The sequence below is a fragment of the Curtobacterium sp. MEB011 genome, assembly GCF_030209655.1.
GTDB lineage: Bacteria > Actinomycetota > Actinomycetes > Actinomycetales > Microbacteriaceae > Curtobacterium > Curtobacterium poinsettiae.
Genome location: NZ_JARVRN010000003.1, coordinates 55038 through 75770, shown reverse-complemented (window position 1 = coordinate 75770; position 20733 = coordinate 55038). Strand labels below are relative to the sequence as shown.

Annotated in this window: 19 protein-coding genes; 3 read left to right on the top strand and 16 right to left on the bottom strand. The window is 70.7% G+C overall.

Annotated elements, in window-relative coordinates; genetic code table 11:
* Positions 1–79 precede the first annotated feature (79 nt).
* From QRN30_RS04385 to QRN30_RS04340, 10 genes are all read right to left on the bottom strand, one after another.
* A complete protein-coding gene (locus QRN30_RS04385; protein WP_284760543.1) occupies positions 80–1246 on the bottom strand; it encodes a N(5)-(carboxyethyl)ornithine synthase in 1167 nt (388 codons plus the stop codon).
* Positions 1247–1298: 52 nt separating this feature from the next.
* Complete coding sequence (locus QRN30_RS04380) at positions 1299–1928, bottom strand: TetR/AcrR family transcriptional regulator (RefSeq protein WP_017888351.1); 630 nt, start codon at positions 1926–1928, stop codon at positions 1299–1301.
* 93 nt (positions 1929–2021) lie between these two features.
* A complete protein-coding gene (gene aroQ / locus QRN30_RS04375; RefSeq protein ID WP_240048668.1) occupies positions 2022–2702 on the bottom strand; it encodes a gamma subclass chorismate mutase AroQ in 681 nt (226 codons plus the stop codon).
* A complete protein-coding gene (locus QRN30_RS04370) occupies positions 2699–2920 on the bottom strand; it encodes a hypothetical protein (RefSeq protein WP_017888353.1) in 222 nt (73 codons plus the stop codon). Before QRN30_RS04370 ends, aroQ begins: the two co-directional genes overlap by 4 nt.
* A 28-nt stretch (positions 2921–2948) precedes the next feature.
* Positions 2949–4610, bottom strand: coding sequence for a glycoside hydrolase domain-containing protein (locus QRN30_RS04365; RefSeq protein WP_284760542.1), 1662 nt, complete (start codon positions 4608–4610; stop codon positions 2949–2951).
* A gap of 228 nt (positions 4611–4838) precedes the next feature.
* Positions 4839–5933, bottom strand: coding sequence for an alkene reductase (locus QRN30_RS04360; protein ID WP_042540613.1), 1095 nt, complete (start codon positions 5931–5933; stop codon positions 4839–4841).
* Between the two features lie 64 nt (positions 5934–5997).
* Positions 5998–6210 (bottom strand): hypothetical protein, encoded by a 213-nt coding sequence (locus tag QRN30_RS04355; protein ID WP_017888356.1) that lies wholly within the window; start codon positions 6208–6210, stop codon positions 5998–6000.
* A 51-nt stretch (positions 6211–6261) separates the two neighbouring features.
* A complete protein-coding gene (locus QRN30_RS04350) occupies positions 6262–6705 on the bottom strand; it encodes a MarR family winged helix-turn-helix transcriptional regulator (protein ID WP_284760541.1) in 444 nt (147 codons plus the stop codon).
* 231 nt (positions 6706–6936) lie between these two features.
* Positions 6937–9588 (bottom strand): MMPL family transporter, encoded by a 2652-nt coding sequence (locus QRN30_RS04345; RefSeq protein WP_284760540.1) that lies wholly within the window; start codon positions 9586–9588, stop codon positions 6937–6939.
* Between the two features lie 88 nt (positions 9589–9676).
* Positions 9677–10315 (bottom strand): TetR/AcrR family transcriptional regulator, encoded by a 639-nt coding sequence (locus QRN30_RS04340; RefSeq protein ID WP_017888359.1) that lies wholly within the window; start codon positions 10313–10315, stop codon positions 9677–9679.
* A 162-nt stretch (positions 10316–10477) separates the two neighbouring features.
* Here QRN30_RS04340 and QRN30_RS04335 point away from each other — a divergent pair, with 162 nt between their 5' ends.
* Positions 10478–11959, top strand: coding sequence for a mannitol dehydrogenase family protein (locus QRN30_RS04335; protein WP_284760539.1), 1482 nt, complete (start codon positions 10478–10480; stop codon positions 11957–11959).
* Between the two features lie 84 nt (positions 11960–12043).
* On the opposite strand, the gene QRN30_RS04330 is transcribed toward QRN30_RS04335, so the two are convergent.
* Entirely contained in the window at positions 12044–12601 is a 558-nt protein-coding gene (locus tag QRN30_RS04330; RefSeq protein WP_194590718.1) for a GNAT family N-acetyltransferase, read from the bottom strand.
* Positions 12602–12643: 42 nt separating this feature from the next.
* On the opposite strand from QRN30_RS04330, the gene bla reads away from it, so the two are divergent.
* On the top strand, positions 12644–13588 hold the full coding sequence (gene bla, locus QRN30_RS04325; protein ID WP_284760538.1) for a class A beta-lactamase: 945 nt from the start codon (positions 12644–12646) through the stop codon (positions 13586–13588).
* A 28-nt stretch (positions 13589–13616) separates the two neighbouring features.
* On the opposite strand, the gene QRN30_RS04320 is transcribed toward bla, so the two are convergent.
* The 4 genes from QRN30_RS04320 to QRN30_RS04305 form a co-directional block, all read right to left on the bottom strand.
* Positions 13617–14606, bottom strand: a complete 990-nt coding sequence (locus QRN30_RS04320; protein ID WP_284760537.1) for an alpha/beta hydrolase — start codon at positions 14604–14606, stop codon at positions 13617–13619.
* 93 nt (positions 14607–14699) lie between these two features.
* On the bottom strand, positions 14700–16466 hold the full coding sequence (locus QRN30_RS04315; protein WP_284760536.1) for a pectate lyase-like domain-containing protein: 1767 nt from the start codon (positions 16464–16466) through the stop codon (positions 14700–14702).
* A gap of 123 nt (positions 16467–16589) precedes the next feature.
* Positions 16590–16781, bottom strand: coding sequence for a hypothetical protein (locus QRN30_RS04310; RefSeq protein ID WP_284760535.1), 192 nt, complete (start codon positions 16779–16781; stop codon positions 16590–16592).
* Between the two features lie 55 nt (positions 16782–16836).
* Positions 16837–17406, bottom strand: coding sequence for a GNAT family N-acetyltransferase (locus tag QRN30_RS04305; protein WP_042540370.1), 570 nt, complete (start codon positions 17404–17406; stop codon positions 16837–16839).
* Between the two features lie 166 nt (positions 17407–17572).
* Between QRN30_RS04305 and QRN30_RS04300 the strand changes: the two genes are divergently transcribed.
* On the top strand, positions 17573–19627 hold the full coding sequence (locus QRN30_RS04300) for a transglycosylase domain-containing protein (protein ID WP_052481901.1): 2055 nt from the start codon (positions 17573–17575) through the stop codon (positions 19625–19627).
* 81 nt (positions 19628–19708) lie between these two features.
* Here QRN30_RS04300 and QRN30_RS04295 read toward each other — a convergent pair whose 3' ends face one another.
* Positions 19709–20728: an ABC transporter substrate-binding protein gene (locus tag QRN30_RS04295; RefSeq protein WP_284760534.1), complete on the bottom strand. Its 1020-nt coding sequence runs from the start codon at positions 20726–20728 to the stop codon at positions 19709–19711.
* Positions 20729–20733: the final 5 nt, after the last annotated feature.

Below are 20733 nucleotides of genomic sequence, written 5' to 3'. Positions count from 1 at the left end.
CAGTACGAAGAAGGGCCCCGGTGGACACCACCGGGGCCCTTCTCTGTTCCGGTCGGCGAGGGCCAGATCTCGGCGAGGGTCAGCCCGCGGCGTGGTGCGGGTACTCGGCGGAGCGGCCCTGGAACGCCAGGATCGCCGGGTTGCGGATGTGTCCGTCCCCGATCTCGATCGCCCGGCGGATCGTCTCCGACCCGGCCCAGGCGTCGGCGCCCGACATCACGGTCCGCAGGAACGGCAGCAGCGCCTCGCTGATCTCCCAGGTCGACGAGTTCCAGAGCATCGACGGGCTGTGGTCGACCGCGTAGTAGTTGGTGGTGCCGCCGACGGTGGTCATCGGTTGTGCGAAGGACGTCGGGTGCGCCCAGCTGAACCCCATCCCCTCGTCGACGGAGACGTCGACGACGAGGCTCCCCGGACGGAAGGCCGCCAGGTCCTCGGTGCGCAGGAACACCAGGGGCGCGTTGGGGTCCTGGAGCGTGCAGTTCACGACGATGTCGTTCTCGGCCAGGTACGGCGCGAGCGGGACCGGCCCGTCCGGGGTGCTGACCACGCTGTCGAACGGCGGTACGTCGGTCTGCCCGAAGTGCAGGATGTCGACGGAGGGGATGGGTGAACCGACGGCCGCGATGTCCCGGTTGGTCAGGACGCGGACGTCGTGGATGCCGTGTGCGTTCAGGGCGGTCACCGCACCGCGGGCCGTGGCACCGAACCCGATGACGACCGCGGTGAGCCGGCGCCCGTAGTCGCCCGTCGACCCGCAGAGCTGCAGTGCGTGGATCACCGAGCAGTAGCCGGCGAGTTCGTTGTTCTTGTGGAACACGTGCAGGCCGAAGCCGCCGTCGTCACGCCAGTGGTTCATCGCCTCCCACGCGATCAGCGTCAGTCGTTTGTCGACGGCGAGCTGCGTGAGTTCCCGGTCCTGCACGCAGTGCGGCCACCCCCAGAGCACCTGACCGTCACGCAGGTCCGCCAGGTCGGACGGCATGGGCTTGGGTAGGAGGACGACGTCCGCGGTCGCGATGACCTCGTCACGGTCGGCCATCGCGCCGACGAGTGGTTCGAGCTGGTCGTCCGGCACGCCGAAGCGAGCGCCGTACCCGCGCTCGAGCGTCATCGCTCGGCGAAGGTCCGGATCGATGCGCTCGAGGTGGGCCGGGTGGATCGGCAGGCGGCGCTCGTCGGCCTTCCGGGAGTCGGCGAGCACCCCGAGGTGGAGCAACTGGTTCGCTGGCGCTGTTTCGGTCATGGTGCACTGTACGGTGCAGGCCGACCACGGGTGCGCCGGACGGGACGACCGCTCAGGAACCGGGCGAGTACGGCCGGGCCGCGTCGATGATCTCCGGGGCGCGCTCGATGCCGAACGACGTGAAGAGCGGCGACCACAGGGCCTTGAGCTGCGCGACGAGTTCGTCGTCGGTCAGCTGTGTCGAACCGTCCACCATGCCCAGTGTCGTGTTGAGGAGCAGCAGGACCGACGGCTGGACCTCGGCCGCGTCGACGTCAGCGGCCGCCACTCCGGCGCTGACGAGCTCGCCGCGCGTCATCTCGAACCAGTCGAAGCCGCGCGGCACCGGCACGCCGGCCTTGCCGAGTTCGTGCAGGAGCCGCACGGCGCCGCCCGCGACCGAGCCCCTGCGGACGTCGATCCCGGTGGTCAGGAGGAACACCGTCAGGCGCTCGAGCCCGGGCTCGGCGGGCAGCGCGTCGAACAGTTCACGCCAGCGCTGCTGCTGCAGCTCGATGACCGCCGTCGCCAGGTCCTTCTTCGACGGGAACAGGTGGTACCCGATCGCCGACTTCGGCTTGCCCATGGCCTCGGCCACGCGGGAGAACGTGGTCGCCTCGTAGCCGAAGGCCGCGAACTGTTGTCCTGCGGCGTCGATGATGGCTCGTCGAGACGCCTCCATGGCGAGCTGCCGCTGGTTCATCTGGCGCGGTGTCCTTCCTCGCCCGGGATCGAGCGGTCAGTGAACACCACATCCTAGGGCCGCTCACTCCTGCGGCCCGTCACCCCGTTCGGGTCAGGCGGCGCAGAACGTGTTCCACGCCACGTCGATCCCCTTCCGGTGCAGCGAGTCGAGTCCGACGTCGAGGTGCTTCCGCTCCGCGTCCACCAGGTGCGCGCACCGGTGGTCCTGGGCCACGGTCTGCACCTGGCCGAGCGCGGTCACCAGGTCGGTGTCGATCGCGTCGAGCTGGGGCCGGATGGTCGCCAGGTCCGGTGCCGTCGTCGGTGCGGTCCACGGGTTGTGCGTCCAGTGGTTGATGAGGCCGCGCTGGACGACCTTGCTCGCGGCGATCTGTGCGCGGACCACCCGGGTCACCAGGACGGGGTCGACGCCCTGCTGCTCCGCCAGGGTCACCGCTTCGTCGACGACGGCCTGTTCGCGCACCGGGTCGGCGACCGGCTTGCCGCTCAGCCACTTCGACTCGGCCACCGGGTCGGCGAGCTCGAGTCGACGCAGGATGAGCGCGCCGAGGGTGTCGAGCTGCGCCGTCGACGCCGCGGGACCGGAACCGTCGTGGGAGATGGTCATCGTGGAACCCGTCGGTTCAGCCGAGGTGGACAGGGTGTCGGCGTTCGCCACCGACGTGGGCAGTGCGATGCCCGCTGCGAGCAGGCCGAGGGCGAGCGCGGTCGCGGCGCTCCGGCGGGCGCGCTGAGGGGCGGAGGTCGAGGTGGTGGGGTGTGCGGTGTTCACGGGGTTTCCTTCCCGAACCGGCGCCGGAAGCGTCGGGTCAGATCGTCGATGATCGGTTTGATGACCTCGTCGTAGAACGGGTAGACGCCGAAGTGGTCGGCGCCCTCGTCGCAGTAGCAGTCCATCGAGATGGCCTCCTCGAAGTTCGAGAAGACGTAGGTGGCACGGTGCGGGAACACTGCGTGCGGTTCGTCGTCACGCGGGGTCGTGGTGGTCACGGCGGTGCTCGATCCCGGTCAGCAGTCGTCAGCCGGCCAGGCGTGCCGCGGGGACGCCCGGGTCGCGCCCGGAGACCACCACGGCGTCGATCTCGGTGGACCCGTTCCCCGACCCGACCGTGCGGTTCTGGATCTGGTTGAGCGCCCAGTTGCCCGGCAGGGGCTCGAGCTGGTTGCCCGCCCACGCCGGCGACATCCCGGCGACGAACGAGAAGTGCGCGAGTCCGGAACTGCTCACTGCGGTGCACGTGGCACGGGATCCGTAGACGCCCTGCTTGTACAGGTTCCCCCGGTCCCGCAGGCCGGCTGCGACGCCGCGGAAGTACGGCACCACGAGCGACTCGTCCTGTGCGGCGGTGGCGTCGAAGTCGGCGGCGAAGTAGATGGTGGTCTGCTTGGGGATCCCGAGTTCCCGAGCGGCGTCGTGGGCGCGGTGGGCGTCCTTGACACCCTGCTCCTCGGTGAACCACGAGGCGGCGAACCCGCCCTCCTCGAAGATCGGCCACAGCCCGAGCCCGGCGCTCGCCATCACGCGCAGCTCGTCGGGCGTCAGGGCCTTGTCGAGCGCCCCCGACCGCTGGTGGTTCGTCAGGTAGCGGCCGACGCCGGTGGCACCGGATGCACGGACGGCTGCAGCGCGCGCGTCGTCGAGGCGCACGGCGGTGTCGGCCCCGGTCGTGGCCCGGTCGGGGTCGCCCGTGCTCGCTGCCAGCGCCGCCCACGTGCCGGCGTCGCACGTCCCGGTCTGCTCGGCGGGCGGGAACGCCTGGAACTGCTGGAACGCACGGACCACCGCAGCGTCCGCCGCCGAGTAGGCGCTGCTGAACACGACGCGCTCACCGTTCAGCACCAGGAGCGCCTTGACGAGCAGCACCCAGGCGCCGGTGGCCCCCACGCCGACGACGCTCGGTCCCGCGGCGCGGAGCGCAGCAGCCGTCCCCGGACCCCAGGCTCCGTCGACCGTGACGCCGACCGCGACCTGCACGGCGCGGATCGCTGCCGCGTACGTGCTCGTGTCGACGACTCCGCTCGTGCTGCCGTACGCGCCGCCGACCGCCTCGGCGTACGTGCGGTTGAGGTACTGCTGGACGGTGCGGACCGATCGGGACCCGCCGGAGGCGAGCCGCACCGGGTCGACGGTCAGGAGTGCGCCGAACAGGTGGGCCGACAGCGGGAGCCCGCCGGGAGCTGCGCCCAGGTCGGACCGCAGGGCCTCGGCGGCCGCGACGGTGGCCGCGTCGAACTCGCCGGTGAGCGAGACGGTCGACGCGCCCTTGCAGATGAGTCCCGCCTGGACGAGCCGGCGCCAGGTCTCGGCGTCGTCGCCCGTCTCGGCGCCGACGTCCCCGTGCTGCTCGAGTTTCTGCCGTGTCGTCGGACCGAACGTCGCGACGACGGGGGAGATGCCGAGGAGCGACTGGGTAGCCTGCACGATCCCGAGCACGGTGCCGCTGCCGGTCAGTCCGTCCTCGTCCACCTGCACCCACCCGTGCACGTGCCCGAAGGTCTTGTTGAGCCAGCGCTGGACGGCCAGGACACCCGCGTCGGCCGAGCCGGAAGAGCCGGTCGACCCGGGGGAGCCGGCCGAGCCGGAGGGGGTCGCCGCGTCGGCCGGGGCCGCGAGCGTGGTCGTGACGAGCGGGACGGCGGCGGTGATGCCGATGAGCGCAGTTCGGCGCGAGATGTGCACGGGGGTGCCCCTTCAGTTGCCTCGAGCGTCCGCTGGCCACCGATCACGCTGTGCGATGCTGATGGCTGCGGCATGGTCCGAGCAACTTCGTCCCTCAACTTGGGACGGTCCTGCATTTCGACAGACGATCGACTGATGAAGCGCTCAGTCCGACAGAACGGACGGGAGGCCCGTGGCGATTTCGCCACGGGCCTCCCGTCCGTTCCGTCCGTTCTGTCGGTGCGTCGACTACGCGACGGTCGCGCGCGCCTCGGCGAGCGACGGGTAGTCCGTGTAGCCCTCGGCGGTCGCGCCGTAGAAGAGCTCCGGACGCGGCTCGTTGAGCTCGGCGTCGTGCTCCCAGCGGTGCGCGAGGTCCGGGTTGGCGATCGCGGCGCGGCCCACGGCGACGGCGTCGGCGTGGTCGCCGTCGACGAGCGTGATGGCCTCGTCGCGGGTGGTGAGCGACGAGAAGCCGGAGTTCACGATGAACGGGGCGCCGGTGGTCCGGCGGATGTGCTGCACCAGGTCGCCGGTCGGCTCGGCGTGCAGGACGTCGACGAAGGCGAGCCCGAGCGGCGCGAGGCCCTCGGCGACGGCCGTGTAGGTGGCGCGGACGTCGTCGGCGTCGTCCTCGATGACGCCCTGGATCCCGTGCTCGGGCGACAGGCGGATGCCGGTGCGCTCGGCGCCGATGGCCTCGGCGATGGCCGTGGTGACCTCGATCGCGAAGCGCGCGCGGTTCTCCGGGGAGCCGCCGTACTGGTCGGTGCGGGTGTTCGACACCGGCGACATGAACTCGTGCACCAGGTAGCCGTTGGCACCGTGGACCTCGACCCCGTCGAGCCCGGCGGCGATCGCGTTGCGGGCGGCCTGCACGAAGCCCTGCACGGCCTCCTGCACCTCGGCGGTGGTCAGCGCGTGCGGGACGGGCATGTCGGCCTTCGAGCCGTCGGCCAGGTGCGTCTGGCCGGGAGCGGCGACGGCGGACGGGCCGACGATGCGCGGCGTCTGCGAGATGTCGGTGTGCGAGACGCGGCCACCGTGCATGAGCTGCATCACGATCGTGCCGCCTGCGGCGTGCACGGCGTCGGTCACGCGGCGCCAGCCGGCGATCTGGTCGTCGGTCTCGATGCCGGGCTGGCCGGGGTAGGAACGGCCCTCCTGCACGGGCCAGGTGCCCTCGGTGATGATCATGCCGAGGCCGGCGCGCTGCCGGTAGTGCTCGACGAGCAGGTCGTTCGGGACGCCGTGCTCACCGGCGCGGGTGCGGGTGAGCGGGGCCATGACGACGCGGTTCGACAGGGACAGGGCACCGATGTTGGTGGGTTCGAAGAGCTTCACGTCAGGGGGAACGACGAGTTGTCCGATGCAATTCCGTCTCGGAGCAGTTCTTCAGGCAGCGCCGTCAGTCGCGCGGGCACACCAGCGTCGACGAGCGCACCTGACCCTCTGGCCGGATCACCTGGTGCTGGGAGAGGGGCTTGCCGCACAGGGGGCAGCCCCGGTCGATCGTCCGGTCGTCGATGCCCTCGGGGCGGCCGGCGCCGATCTGCGAGGGGCCCATCTTGTCGATGAGCGTCGTGTTCCATCGTTCGTACCACTGGCCGAAGCGTCCCACGGTGCATCCTTTCGTTCGTGCACGAACTATTATGGCACTGATGGTCGCGGATCACACCTGGTCGACGCGTTCCAGCAGCTCGGTCAGTTCGTCCTTCAGGGACTCCAGGCGAGCGAGTGGCCACCCGAGCCGGTCGGCGATGGCCAGCGGCACCGCCTGGGCGCGGTCGCGCAGGGCGTGTCCGGCGGTGGTCAGCGAGACCTCGAGCTGGCGTTCGTCGGCGGCACTGCGCGTGCGGCGGACGTAGCCGGAGGCCTCCAGCCGCTTGAGCAGTGGGCTCAGCGTCGCGGAGTCGAGTCGCAGCTCGCCGGCGATCTCGCGCACCGACCGCGGGTCCCGCTCCCACAGGGCGAGCATCACGAGGTACTGCGGGTGGGTCAGGCCCATCGGTTCGAGCAGGTCGCGGTACAGCCCGATGACGCTGCGGCTCGTCGCCGCCAACGCGAAGCAGAGCTGCCGGTCGAGCGCGAGCGGGTCCGGTGCGGTCTGGGTCATGCGCCCAGGGTACTTCGTTCGTGCACGAAGTGGTCTGAGGCGCGGTGGTGGCGCGTTCATGCAGGGACAGGTATCGACAGGACACCAGTCGATCGACGCGTGTTCTGTCGCGTTGCGGACGCATCAGGTGCGGACGCATGCGTCGGGGCGGTGGGCGCAACGGCCTGGAGGCCCGGTGCCGGTCTCGTGGACCGGCACCGGGCCTCCAGGGTGGTTGCGCTGGTGCGTCGACTACGCGCGGTGCGCGGGCGGGTGCCCCGAGTCGTGCGTCGTCGCGTCCGGCTCCACGGGGAGTGCGTGGGTGCCGGTGTGCGTGCCCTCGTGCCCGGCGACCGGGTGGGAGCGCTCGAGCTTCGCGCCCTCCACGTCGACGTCCGGCACGATGCGGTCGAGCCACTTCGGGAACCACCAGGCGCTCTTGCCGAGCAGGTGCATCGCCGACGGGATGAGCAGCATGCGGACGACGAAGGCGTCGATCAGCACACCGAACGCCAGCCCGAAGCCGATCGGCTTGATGGTGGACGAGTCCGAGAAGATGAAGCCCGCGAACACCGAGATCATGATGATCGCCGCTGCCGTGACCACCGCGCGACCCGCGTGCAGACCGCGCTGGACGGCCACCTTCGCGCTCGCGCCGTGGGCGTAGGCCTCACGCATGCCGGACACCAGGAACAGCTGGTAGTCCATCGCCAGACCGAACAGGATGCCGATCTCGATGATGGGCAGGAAGCTCAGGATCGGTGCCGGGTCGTGCACACCGAAGACCGAGCCGAGCCAGCCGAACTGGTAGATCGCGGTCAGACCACCGAACGACGCCAGCACGGACAGGATGAACCCGGCGGTGGCGGTGATCGGCACGAGGAACGACCGGAACACGATGATCAGGATGATCAGCGACAGTCCGACGACCACCACGAGGTAGAGCGGCAGCACGTTCGACAGCTTCTCGGACACGTCGATGTTCGCCGACGCGTTGCCCGCGACGCCGAGCGTGACCTTGCCGTCGTCGGTGGAGACGGTCTGCTCGCGCAGGTCCTTCACGACGTTCTCGGTCGAGACGCTGTCCGGGCCGCCCGAGGGCTTCACCTGGAACGCGACGATGTCACGGTCCTTCGACGCACCGATGGGCAGCACGGCCTCGACGTCGTCGTTCTTCGCGATCGCCTGGCCGATGGTGACCTCGGTCGCGGTGACGTCGCTCTTGCTGATCGACTCCGGCAGGGTCGCCACGACGAGCAGCGGGCCGTTCTGGCCGGCGCCGAACTCCTTCTCGAGCGTCTTGTAGGCCTTGTACTGGCTGGAATCGACGGCCTCGGACGATCCGCTCGGCAGGCCGAGGCGCATCTGGGTCGCCGGCAACGCGATGGTGCCGAGCACCGCGACGCCGAGGACGAGCGTGATGACCGCGCGCCAGCTCGACATGGGCTTGTTCGGGATCCGCGTGGAGTCGGTGTTGCCGATCTTCGCGCGCTCCTTCTTCCGCAGGATCCGCATGCCGATCAGCGACAGCAGGGCCGGCGTGAAGGACGTCGCGATGAGGATCGCGAAGAGCACCGCGACCGCACCGACCGTGCCCATCAGGCCGAGGAACGGGATGCCGGTGATGTTCAGGGCGAGCAGCGCGACGATGACGGTCGCACCGGCGAACACCACGGCGTTGCCCGAGGTGCCGTTCGCGAGCCCGATCGACTCGTGCACCTGCATGCCCTGCTTCAGCTGGGTCCGGTGCCGGTTCAGGATGAACAGCGAGTAGTCGATGCCGACCGCCAGGCCCAGCATCACCCCCAGCACCGGCGTGACCGAGATGAACTCGACCACGCTCGAGAACGACAGGGCGGTGAGCGAGGCGACGCCCACGCCCAGGACGGCACTGACGAGCGGGACCGCGGCGCCGATGACCGTGCGGAGCATCAGGAGCAGCACGATCGCGGCGATGATGACACCACCGATCTCACCCGGTCCGAGGATCGACGGCACACCCTGCGCGATGTCGTTCGAGACGTACACGTTGACGCCCCGGATGTCGGCCGACTCGGCGTCGTCCGCGATGGCGGTCTTGGTGTCGGCGGGGACCTCGTAGGTCGACGTCGTGAACTGGACGGTGCCGATCGCGGCGCTGCCGTTGTCCGACACGAAGCGGATGTCCTTCGACAGGTCGAGCAGGTCCGAGCCCTGTTCGAGCTCCTGCTCGTTGTCGTCGAGCTTCTGCTTGTTCGTGTCGATCTTCTTCTGGGCGTCGGCGATCTGCTGCTCGCCGGCGTCGATCTGGGCCTGCTGGGCGTCGATCTGCGCCTGGGCCTGCTGGAGCTGGGCCGCTGCGGCCTGCGCCTGCGCGGCGGGGACGGCTGCGCCGCCGGCTGCCTGCGCCTGGGCCTTCTGCGCGTCGAGCTGTGCCTGCGCGTCCGCGATCTTCTGCTTGCCGGACTCCAGCTGCGCCTTCTGCGCGTCGAGCTGGTCCTGGCCGGTCTCGATCTTCGCGCGGCCGGACTCGATCTGGTCGCGACCGTCGACGATCTTCTGCCGCTGGTCGTCGAGCCGGTCCTGCGTCGCGAAGCCGCTCGTCGTGTCCTTGACGCCGTCGAGCTTCTCGAGGCTGGTCAGGAAGTCGTCGATCTCGGACTGCTGCGAGGACGAGAACGCCTTGCCGTCCTTCGTCTCGAAGACGATCGTGCCGTTGCCGCCGTTCGCCGACGGGAACTTGTCGGCGAGCTGGTCCTGCACCTGACTGGTCTTGGTGTTCGGGATGGTGATCGACGACGAGATCGTCCCGGCGAAGAGCGTGTACGTGACGCCCGCGACGGCCATGATCACGACCCAGGTGATGATCACGAGCCAGTGGCGTCGTGCGGAGAACCGTCCGAGACGGTAGAGGAGACCGGCCATGCGGAGTGCCTGCGGTCCTTTCGTTGTCAGGTGCTGGTGGTGCGGGGTGCGCCGGTGGACCCCTGGGGGACGAGGAGGTGGGGTGGTGTCAGTCGTCGGCCATGTAGCCGCTGCGGACGCTGTGCACGAGTCGGGCGAGCAGGTCGTCCCACGCGTCGAGGGCGGGCTGGTCGAGGTCGGGGCCGGACGTCGCCAGCCAGTGCTCCGCGATGACGACGATGCCGCTCATGAGGCCTTCGACGAGCAGCGCTGCATCGAGGGGGTCGGCGGCCGGGTAGCGACGGGCGACCTCGTGCCGGAGCCGTTCGGTCACGCGTGAGAACGCCGTCTGGGTCAGGACCGCGGCCTTCGGGTCGTCCTTGCCGGGGTCGCCGAGGATCCGGTACATGCCGGCGATCGCCGGGGCCAGGTCGGCGCCGCGGGCCGCGGACTCGAGCTCGTCGAACATCGACGCCCGGCTGCCGTCGCCCACCGGCGTCCGGGCCATGTCGGCGAGGAACCGGTCGATGATGACGGAGAGCTCCTGCTCGCAGACGGCCAACAGGACCTCGTCGAGCGAGGCGAAGTGGTTGAACACGGTGCGCCGGGCGATGTCGGCCCGGGCGGCGAGGTCGTCCACGCTGAAGTCGCGTCCGCCGCGCTCGTCGATCAGGTCGCGGGCGGCCTGCAGGATCGCCGCGCGGTGCTTCGCCTTGAGGGCGGCACGGCGGTCGGTCACGATGGTCACGAGAGGGAACACTAGGTGCATCGATGCACTCGGTGCAATGAGGCTCGGTGCTTCCCCAGGTTCGTCCCCCGGCGCGGAACGTCTGTGCTGCACCGGTGTTCAGGCGGAGGCGTCCGGTGCCAGACTGGACCGACGAACCACCGTCGTACGAAGGAGTACCCGATGCCCGTCCGCCTGTCCCCGGAGACCCTCGACGAGATCGCCGCGAGCGGTGTCGCCGTCCCCACCTACGACCGCGCCGGGATCACCGCCGGCATCGTCCACTTCGGCGTCGGCGGGTTCCACCGCGCGCACCAGGCGATGGTGATCGACCGGCTCCTGCAGCAGGGCGAGGCCCGCGAGTACGGCATCTGCGGCGTCGGCGTGCTCGAGCAGGACCGCCGGATGGCGACCGCCATGGCCGAGCAGGGCGGCCTGTACACGCTCGTCCTCAAGCACCCGGACGGCACCCGCGAGTCCCGCGTCGTCGGCAGCATCGTCGAGTACCTGCTCGCCGTCGACGACCCCGACGCCGTCGTCGAGAAGATGGCGCACCCGGACACGAAGATCGTCAGCCTGACCATCACCGAGGGCGGCTACAACTTCGACCACGTCACGGGCGAGTTCGTCGCGGACGAGCCGGGTGTCGCCGCCGACCTGCGCGGCGACGGCCCGCCCAGCACCGTCTTCGGACTGGTCGTGGCGGCGTTGCAGCGGCGTAAGGACCGCGGGCTGGAACCCTTCACGGTGATGTCCTGCGACAACATCCAGGGCAACGGGCACGTCGCCCGGTCGATGTTCACCGCCTACGCCCGGCTGCAGGACCCGGCCTTCGCCGACTGGATGGACGAGCACGTGGCGTTCCCGAACTCGATGGTCGACCGCATCACCCCGGTCACGGCCGACGAGGACCGCGCCTGGGTCCGCGACGAGCTCGGCATCGACGACGCCTGGCCCGTCGTCGCCGAACCGTTCTTCCAGTGGGTGCTCGAGGACGACCACCCCGCGGGCCGGCCGCCCTACCAGGACGCCGACGTGCAGATCGTCGAGGACGTCGAGCCGTACGAACTCATGAAGCTCCGGCTCCTCAACGCCAGCCACCAGGGGCTCTGCTACTTCGGGTACCTGTCCGGCTACCGCTACGCGCACGAGGCCACACAGGACCCGGCGATCGCGACCTTCCTGCGCCGCTACATGGACGAAGAGGGCGCACCGACGCTGCACCCGGTGCCCGGCATCGACCTCGATGAGTACGAGTCGACCCTGATCGAGCGCTTCCAGAACCCCGAGGTGCGCGACACCCTCGCCCGGCTCTGCGCCGAGTCGAGCGACCGGATCCCGAAGTGGCTGCTCCCCGTCGTGCGCGAGAACCTGGCCGCCGGTCGGCCCGTCACGCTGTCCGCCGGCATCGTCGCGTCGTGGGCCCGCTACGACGAGGGCACCGACGAGTCCGGCGAGCCCATCGAGATCGTCGACCGGCTCGCCGAGCCCCTGCACCGCATCGCCCTGACCCAGCGCGAGGACCGCCTCGCCTTCATCGCGAACCGCCAGGTCTTCGGCGACCTGGTCGACGACGAACGGTTCGTCGCCGCCTACCGCGACGCCCTGGACGGGCTCATCGCGGACGGCGCGCACGCCACCGTCACGCGCCTGTCGCGGTCCTGAGACGCGACCGACGAACGGACGGGAGGCCCGTGGCGGCGCCGCCACGGGCCTCCCGTCCGCCTGCTGGCGGCTGCCGTCAGACGCTCACCGCGCGACGTCGTCCCACGGCACCGGAGTGGTCTCGCCCGTCTCCCAGTCGCGACGCAGCACGCCGTAACCGACCGACCCGACGGCTGGGCCGCCGTCGACGGGCCACGCCTCGCGGTAGTGGGCCTCCTGCACCCAGCCGGCACGGACGAAGACCCGGCGCATGGCGGTGTTGTCCTCGCGGGTCTGGCCCTCGAAGCGCGTGATCGCCGGCATCGTCGTGAACACGTGGTCGGTCACCGCACGCAGGGCGGGCACCCCGAGGCCGCGGCCCCGGAACCGACCTGCCAGGCGCAGGTCGAACAGGGGGACGGGGTCGGCGAGGTCCTCGAGGCGGACCAGCCCGATGCGTCCGAGCTCGTCGTGGTCGAGCCAGGACGTGTCGTGCTCGTCGTCGCGGTAGGCGCCGGAGTCGACGGCGCTCGCCGCGTCGGCCGCGCTGATGCGCCGTCGGACGTGGAACGGGAACTCCTCGGACGTCAGGAACGCGAGCAGCTCCTGGCGGTCGGTGCCGGTGGGGTCCAGGCGCGTGAGTCGGACGGCAGGAGCTGGCATGCCGCTCAGGGTAGTTGCACGGTCGTCGGGCAGGCTCGGGGCGTGCGAGGTGGGACGGGGACGACGACCACAGCCCTGACGGCCCTGGTGCTGGTCGGACTGGTGGGGTGTTCCGGCGAGCCGGGCGGTGCGTCGGCTCCTGCTTCTGCCGCTGCGTCTGCTCCGGGTGCAGCGGCGCCGGCGACCGACCCGGCGACCGACCCCGCAACCGCGCGGGCCTTCGCGTCGCTCGAGCGGCGGTACGACGCTCGGCTCGGCGTCGCCGCGGTCGACACCGGCAGCGGCCGGACCCTCGTGCACCGTGCAGGGGAGCGGTTCGCGTTCGCGTCGACGGTGAAGGTGTTCATCGCGGCGGCGGTCCTCGACGGCTCGTCCGACGCCGACCTGGCGACGGTCGTGCACTACGACCGCGGTGACCTGCTCGAGTACGCGCCCGTGACGAGCGAGCACGTCGACACCGGGATGACGGTCCGGGAGCTCATCGACGCGGCGCTCCGGTCCAGCGACAACACCGCGGCCAACCTGCTCGTGGAGCGGCTCGGCGGCCCGGACGCCGTCGAGCGGTGGCTGCGCGGCATCGGGGACCGGACGACGAGCGTCGACCGGGTCGAACCCGACCTGAACCAGGCGACGCCGGGCGACCGGCGTGACACGACGACGCCGGAGCGGTTCGCGGCCGACCTGCGGGCGGTGCTGCTCGGGGACGTCCTCGACGCTGCCGACCGGCGGGTGCTCCGCGACGCGATGCTCGGCAACACGACCGGGGACGCGACGATCCGTGCCGGGGTGGACCCGTCGTGGCGGGTCGCCGACAAGACCGGCACGGCGTCCTACGGGGTCCGGAACGACATCGCGGTCGTGACGCCGCCGGGACGAGCACCGATCGTGCTGGTGGTGATGACGAGCCGGGCCGATGCCGCCGCGGAACCGTCGGATGCACTGGTCGCCGCGGCGACCCGGGCCGCGGTGGCCGGGCTGACCGGCTGAGCCGCACGCCTCGCGGAGCGTCGCGGGACTACCGGAGTGTGCTCGCCCAGCGCCCGATGGTGTCGTACGCCCGTTCCCGGACGTCCGGCGCGGACAGGACGACGTCGTGCAGGGCCCCCGCGAGTCGGCGGACCGTGACCTCGTCACCGAGGGAGAGCGCACGGTGCGCCACCGTGTCGACGTTCAGGGCGACGTCGGCCCGCGCCATCCCCGGGTCCCACCGCGGCTGGAGCATGCTCTTGTCGCTCAGCATCACCAGGGTCGGGACCGTGATGCCGAGCCCCTTCTCGACCTCTGCCTGACCGTCGAAGACCGCGGCGAGCCACCCGGGGTGCAGGGGGAAGCCGCGCTCCGGCCGCCACTGCTGCTCGTAGGTCCACGATCCCTCACCCTCGGCCGAGACGGTGCGCGTGTAGAAGCCGGGGTCGACGGCGGGCATCGGCGCGAGCGGGTTCCGGCGCGCGCCGAGCCTGATGACCGGTGCGACGATGGCCCGCCCCACCGCGGTGGCCTGGAACTCGAGCCACGGGCTGTTCAGCACGAGACCGTGCACGAGCTCCGGGTGCCGGGCCGCCCAGAGCGACAGGGTCAGGCCGCCCGTGGAGTGGCCCATCGGCACGAGCTTGCGGCGGTCCGAGCCGGGGTGCTCGGCCGAGATCGCGTCGAGCGCTGCGGCGATGTCCTCGTCGTACACGGCCAGGTCGTCGACCATGCCCGGGGTCTGGTGCGGACGCAGACTCCGACCGTACTTCCGCAGGTCCAGCGCGTGGAACCGGGCGCCGAGCCGCTCCAGGCGTTTGGCGAGCTCGACCTGGAAGAAGTAGTCCGACCAGCCGTGCACGTAGAGCACATCGACCCCGTGCAGGGGCCCGCGACCGTGCAGCAGCAGGTCCGTCGGGGTGTGCCGTCGGCGGACCAGGGTGGCGACGACGGGGCCCTCGGAGTCGGTGCCGAGCGGCAGTTCGAGCCGCTCGTACGGTGCTCCGAGCACGTCCTCGTGCCACCCCTGGTCCGTCATGCGCCGAGCGTATCCGGCGCCGGTGCGGGCGGTGCTGGTGCGGGGGCGTGCGGCCGTCACCCGGCCAGGACCACCCGCTCCCTCAGACCCCGATCAGTTGTACGACGCGAGTCGGTTCGGTGCGGTGTTGCCGGCCGGTGTGGGAACCGCGCCGCCGACGCCGTTGATGATGCTCGAGATGGTGCCCGTGTCGCCGAGCGAGACGGTGACGAGCCCGTGGGCGCGGACGCCAGCGGTCTGCGGGACCTCGAACGCCCGGTCGGCGTGCACGGACGGGTTCGTGTTGAAGAAGGCGTAGACGCCGCCGCCCCAGATCTCGTGCTTCGTGACCGAGGACGCCACCTTGTAGGCCGCGTAGCCCGAGCCGGTCGGGCTCTGCCAGGAGGCGTTGTCCGGCACGTCGTACGGCATCTCGTTCTGGAAGAAGATCGTCCTGCCGTTCTCACCGTTCCAGAGCACTTCGTACTTCTGGTAGTGCTCGACGAAGAGCCCGGTGGCGAGCACGTCGTTGCCGTTCACCTCGACCCCGGTCGCGCCGGTGTTGACGTTCCAGCCCGTCGGTGCGCCGCCGTGGTCGGCTCGCCAGGCCCAGATGTGGTCGACCAGTGTGTCGTCGGCGTTCACCTGCAGGGTGGTCGTCGCCTTGCCCTGCACGCTCGAACCGACGCGGAAGAAGACGTCCTGGATGCTCTGCGGATCTCCCGCGTGGTCGACGTGCGACCCAGCGCTGCCGAGGCGGACGAGCTGTGCACTGTTCTGCGCACCGGCGTCCACGACGAGGTTCGACACGTTCACCCCGGCGACGTCCGTCGACGTCAGAACGGCGTTGCCCCTGGTGGGAACGAGGGTGGGGAAGCCGATTCCCGTCACGACGGTGTCCGCCCTGGTGACGGCGATCGGCGAGTCGAGCTCGTACGTGCCCGGCGTGAAGAACAGGTTCAGTCCCTGTGCGAGTGCGGCGTTGATCGTGGCGGCCGAGTCGCCCGGGTGCGCGACGTAGAAGTTCCGCATCGGGAGGTCGGTGCCGGCGGTGTTCGGCCACGTGACACCGCTCGCGTTCTGCTTGAGCGAGGGGACGAACACGTGGTACTTGTTCGACGAGTCCACGTACAGGTACGGCTTCTCCCGTGTGGTCGGCGTGGTGGCGAGCGTCGTGTAGCTCTTCGAGAAGTCGTTCGCCGGGGCGCCTTGGACCCCTGAGAAGGTCATGTTCCAGTTGCCGCCCTGCCACGCCCCGATCGTCGAGTTCCGCGTGTACCACTGCTGCTGGGACCCCGAGGTCACCGTGCCGTCCACCTTCGTGTCGGCGATGTAGCCGCCGGACGAGTACCCCTGTCCACCATCCTGGTTCGACGGACCCATCGTCAGGTTGCCCTTCACGTGGACCCGGCGCATCGGGGCGGCCTGGGACACCGCCCACCGGTCGGTTCCGCTCTCGGGCGCGATCGCCACGTTCTCGACCGACCGCCAGAAGTTCTGTGTCGCGTTCTTCTCGTCGCCGGCGTTCCACCCGGAGTCGACGTTCACCGCGCCGTTGATCGTGACGTCGTCGGGGTTCTTGCCGAGCCCGGCGACCGACGTGTAGAAGCCGAGGTTCGCCCAGATGCGGCCGTAGCTGCCGGGCTTGAACAGGAAGACGTGCCGCTGCGTGCCGAACTGCGCCGTCGTGCTCCGGAGCTGGCTGGTGAACGCCGCGTCGACGTCGGCCTGGATGGTCGACGCCGGCACCGTGGGGTCGTAGACCTTCACGTTGCTGCCGAAGTCCGGGGTGTCGCTCGTGGCGACTGCCCGGGCCGAGATCGCCGGAGCCAGTGCCCCCACGACTCCGACGCTCAGGGCGAGCGCGAGGATCCGCTTCATCCGTCGTTGCATGATGCTCGATTCGTCATCGTGCGGCGTCGTTGCCGCACGGGACAGACCGTAGACCCGTTGCCGCGCTCGGACAGTCGGGAGAAAAGGGGACAAGTGCCCCGGCGGCGGGGACTAGCTGCTTGGCGCCCGGACGAAGAACAGCGTGATGGCGCCGAGGACGACCGCGGCGACGATGAGCGCCCAGGCGAGCACGATGACCGGCCCGTCCCAGGGGGAGACGAGCAGTCCGACCCCGATCACCAGGGCCACGGCGGCGCCGATCAGGGCGAGGCGGTGCGGTCGTACCGGAGCGGTGCGTGTCACGGCACCCAGGGTACGCGTGCGCGGCCGGTGGTGCGGAGCGAGCAGGGACGATCGGTCACACGGTGGCGCGCATCACCCACCGCCACTTCGCGATGCGGCGGTCGCGCACGAACCCGAACTGCGTGAACAGTTCTTCCGGTCCGGTGTGCAGGTACGCCCCGCGCTGCGGTTTCCGCTCGACCGTCTGCTCCGGGTAGGCCTCGACCGTCCCGCCGCCCGCCCGGCGGATCTCGTCCAGGGCCGTGGTGACCGCGGCACGTGCGACACCGTGGCCGCGGTGCCGGGACTCCACGAACACGCAGCCGATCCGCCAGTCCGGCGGGGTCGAGGCGTCGCGTGCGTAGGCGCCGGGGTTCAGGATCGTCGGCAGCTCGGCCGGGCGTCCGAACTGGCACCAGCCGACCGCCGAGCCGTCGGCGTAGACGAGCACCTGGTGGTTCGTGCCGTTGCGCACGTGCCGGTGCTTCGCCTCCTGGTGGGACACCGTGGGGTCCGGTTTGCCGCGCGGGCCGTCCGGGTGGAAGCCGATGCACCAGCACCCGCCCCACACGCCATTGCTGCGGGTGACGAGCGCGGCGAAGTCGGGCCACGTCTCCTCGGTGAGCATCGCCGTCGAGTACTCCATGCGCCGATCATGCTCCGCACGGGCGGCGAGCGCCGAGCGGCGACCGACCCCGGCACTTTCCCAGCGGACACGACGGTGTTCCGCGGGGAAGTCCCGGCGGCCACCCGAGCAGGACTGCGAGCCTCTCGGGACCGCGCCGACGGTGGCGCGGACGAGGGGGAACGACATGACGATGCGACGTGCAGGGGGAGCCGCGCTCGGCTTCGTGGGTGGCAGTGTGCTCGCCGGGTTGCTGGTGAGCGTCGGGGTGACGCCGGTGATCGCGGTCGCCGGCGTCGGCACGACCTCGGCGATCGGGGTGTTCGAGTCGTTGCCGGAGGACATCGAGATCGGGCAGCTCCCGCAGCGCAACCAGATCTGGGCGTACCGCGGCGGCGAGCCGGTGCACCTGGCGAACGTGTGGGACCAGGACCGCCAGGAGCTCACGCTCGAGCAGATCAGCGACCACCTGGAGCACGCCGCGGTGGACGGCGAGGACAAGCGGTTCTACGAGACCGGCGGTGTCGACGCGACGTCCGTCGTCCGGTCGCTCGTGAGCGTCGCCACGTCCGGGACCGAGGGCGGGTCGGGTGGTTCGACCCTGACGATGCAGCTCGTGCGGAACATCAAGATCCAGCAGGCCAGCGAACTGCCCACGGCCGAGGAGCGCGAGGCCGGGTACGAGGAGGCGACCCGGCGGACGCCGCAGCGCAAGCTCGCCGAGATGAAGCTCGCGATCAGCCTGGCGAAGCAGTACACGAAGCGGCAGATCCTGGCGGCGTACCTGAACATCGCCTACTTCGGCGACCAGACCTACGGCGTGCAGTCGGCGGCGCAGCACTACTACGGCAAGTCGGCGAGCGACCTGACCCCGGCCGAGGCGGCGTCGCTCATCGCGATCGTGCAGTGGCCGGAACGACGGGACCTGTCGACGCCGGACCACCACCGCGACAACGCCGCCCGGCGGAACGTGATCCTGCGGTCGATGCACGAGCAGGGGCACCTGTCGGCCGAGGAGTACCGCACGGCTCGGCTGTCCCGTGTCGCCGACTCCGTGCACCTGACGGCACCGCACCAGGGGTGCGAGGCGGTCGAGGTGGGCGCCGCGTTCTTCTGCGACCACGCGGAGACCATCGCCCAGCGGCTCCCGCAGCTCGGCGCGACGAAGCAGCAGCGGGCGGACGCCTGGCGCACCGGCGGGTACCGGATCCAGACCACGCTCGACCTCGACCTGAACGCGGCGCAGAAGCGGCTGCTCGAACGGTACGACCCGAAGACCGAGACCCGGCTGGCACTCGGGGCCACGTTCAACACGGTCGAGGCAGGGACGGGCCGCGTGCTGACGATGGCACAGAACACCGACCACGACCGCTCGTCCGACGCGCCCCGCACCGCGACCTCGCTGAACTACGCCACCGACGAGGCGGACGGCAGCTCCACCGGCTTCCAGACCGGGTCGACCTACAAGATGTTCACCCTGCTCGCGTGGATCGAGGCCGGCCGCAGCCCGGACACCGTCGTGGACGGCACGCCGCACCCGCACAGCGAGTGGACCGCGTGCGGGGAACCCGCCTCGGCGTTCTGGCAGCCGAAGAACGACTCAGCCGGGCAGCGTGGTCCGTACTCGGTCCGGTCGGCGACGGCGCAGTCCGTCAACGCCGCGTACCAGTCGATGGCCGAGCAGCTCGACCTGTGCGACATCCGCGACGTGGCCGAGCGGCTGGGCGTGCACCTGGCGAGCGGCGGCGAACTGCCGTGGAACCCGGGGTCGTTGCTCGGCACCGAGAGCATCGCCCCGCTCACGATGGCCTCGGCCTACGCCGGCATCGCGAACGGCGGGCGGTTCTGCGCACCCGTGGTGATCGACCAGGTCGTCGCGCCCGACGGCGAGGAGCTCGGCGGACAGCCCCGCTCGTGCACGCAGGCGGTGTCCCGGCAGACCGCGGCCACCGCGTTCGACGTCATGCAGGGCGCCTTCCGCGGCGGGACGGCGAGCGGTGGGCAGACCCCCGACGGCGCGACACTGTTCGGCAAGACCGGTACCACGGACGCGGCCGACCAGGTGTGGTTGGTGGGCGGGACCTCGCGTGCCGTCACCGCCTACTGGCAGGGCAACACGGACGGCGCGAAGCACAACCTGCGGACGTTCTCCAACGGCCAGGGCGGCACCTACGCCGGGTCGCGTGCGGCCGTCTGGCGCGACGCGCAGACGGCGGTGAACGCGGCGCTGCCGGTCGGCTGACGGCCCGGAACGCAGCCACGAACGGCCTGGAGGCGCGGTGCCAGCTGGCACCGCGCCTCCAGGCCGGTTCTCGGTTGCGTCCTACGACAGCTTCTTGCTGTCCTCGAGCCAGCCCGCGAGCTTGGTCATGTAGTCGGCCTGCGACGTGTAGTCGAGGGCCGGGAATGTCCAGCTGTGGACCTGGCCGGCCTTGAGCGCGGCGTTGTCGGCGAAGGTCGGCTGCTTCTCGAGGTCGACGACGTGGTAGCCCTGCTGCGACAGCAGCAGCACGTCACCGGTGATCTGACCGGCGTTCTCCCACGAGTAGATGCCCCAGTAGAAGCCCTTCGGCTTCGGGTTGACGAAGTCGACCCCGTACGACGCGTACATCTGCAGCGACGGCTCGTCGGTCGGGCGGGTGACGTACGCGCCGTCACCGTCGGCGTACATCGAGACGACCGACAGGTCCGTGTCCTTCGAGACCTTCTCGAGCTCGTCGGCGGCGGTGTCGAAGCGCTTCTCGGCGGCGTCGACCGTCGACTCCTTCGCGCCGAGCGACTCGGAGAGCTTCGCGATCTCCTCGATGACGTCCTCGCCCTTGCCGCCCCACTTCACCTCGGCGACCGGCGCGATCGCCTTGATCTGCTTCTCCTGCGCCTTGTCCTTGAAGCCGTAGCCGGGCTGCGTGGTGTCGAGCGTGCCCTTCGCGTCGGTCGGGTAGACCGAGGTCACGACGAGGTCGGGCTTCAGCGCGGCGAGCTGCTCCAGGTCGATGTCGCCGTAGGCGGTGCCGAGCTGGGTGATGCCGTCGGTGTCGAGGCCCTTGAACCGGGCGTCCTTCGCCATCGTCAGCTGCCCGAAGGTGCCGACGGGCTTCAGGCCGTACTCGATGAACGACAGGGCGATGTCGTTCAGCACGACGACGCGCTTCGGCGTGTGGTCGACCTTGACGGTCGCGCCGGTGGCGTCCTGGTACGACCACGCCTTCGACGCGGCGGTGCCGCCGTCGGAGTCGGAGTCGTTCGAGTTGCCGGTGCTCGAGCAGCCGGTCAGGAGGAGTGCCGAGACGGTCACGGAGGTCAGGAGGGCGGCGCGCAGGTGGCCACGTCGGGAGGTCTTCACATTAG

Excerpts from the sequence above, each read along its gene's own strand:
- QRN30_RS04300 (WP_052481901.1), top strand. The coding sequence starts at position 17,573 with ATGACGATGCGACGTGCAGGGGGAGCCGCGCTCGGCTTCGTGGGTGGC.
- QRN30_RS04345 (WP_284760540.1), bottom strand. The coding sequence starts at position 9,588 with ATGGCCGGTCTCCTCTACCGTCTCGGACGGTTCTCCGCACGACGCCAC.
- QRN30_RS04315 (WP_284760536.1), bottom strand. The coding sequence starts at position 16,466 with ATGAAGCGGATCCTCGCGCTCGCCCTGAGCGTCGGAGTCGTGGGGGCA.
- QRN30_RS04385 (WP_284760543.1), bottom strand. The coding sequence starts at position 1,246 with ATGACCGAAACAGCGCCAGCGAACCAGTTGCTCCACCTCGGGGTGCTC.
- QRN30_RS04305 (WP_042540370.1), bottom strand. The coding sequence starts at position 17,406 with ATGGAGTACTCGACGGCGATGCTCACCGAGGAGACGTGGCCCGACTTC.
- QRN30_RS04320 (WP_284760537.1), bottom strand. The coding sequence starts at position 14,606 with ATGACGGACCAGGGGTGGCACGAGGACGTGCTCGGAGCACCGTACGAG.
- QRN30_RS04335 (WP_284760539.1), top strand. The coding sequence starts at position 10,478 with ATGCCCGTCCGCCTGTCCCCGGAGACCCTCGACGAGATCGCCGCGAGC.
- QRN30_RS04350 (WP_284760541.1), bottom strand. The coding sequence starts at position 6,705 with ATGACCCAGACCGCACCGGACCCGCTCGCGCTCGACCGGCAGCTCTGC.
- QRN30_RS04330 (WP_194590718.1), bottom strand. The coding sequence starts at position 12,601 with ATGCCAGCTCCTGCCGTCCGACTCACGCGCCTGGACCCCACCGGCACC.
- QRN30_RS04380 (WP_017888351.1), bottom strand. The coding sequence starts at position 1,928 with ATGAACCAGCGGCAGCTCGCCATGGAGGCGTCTCGACGAGCCATCATC.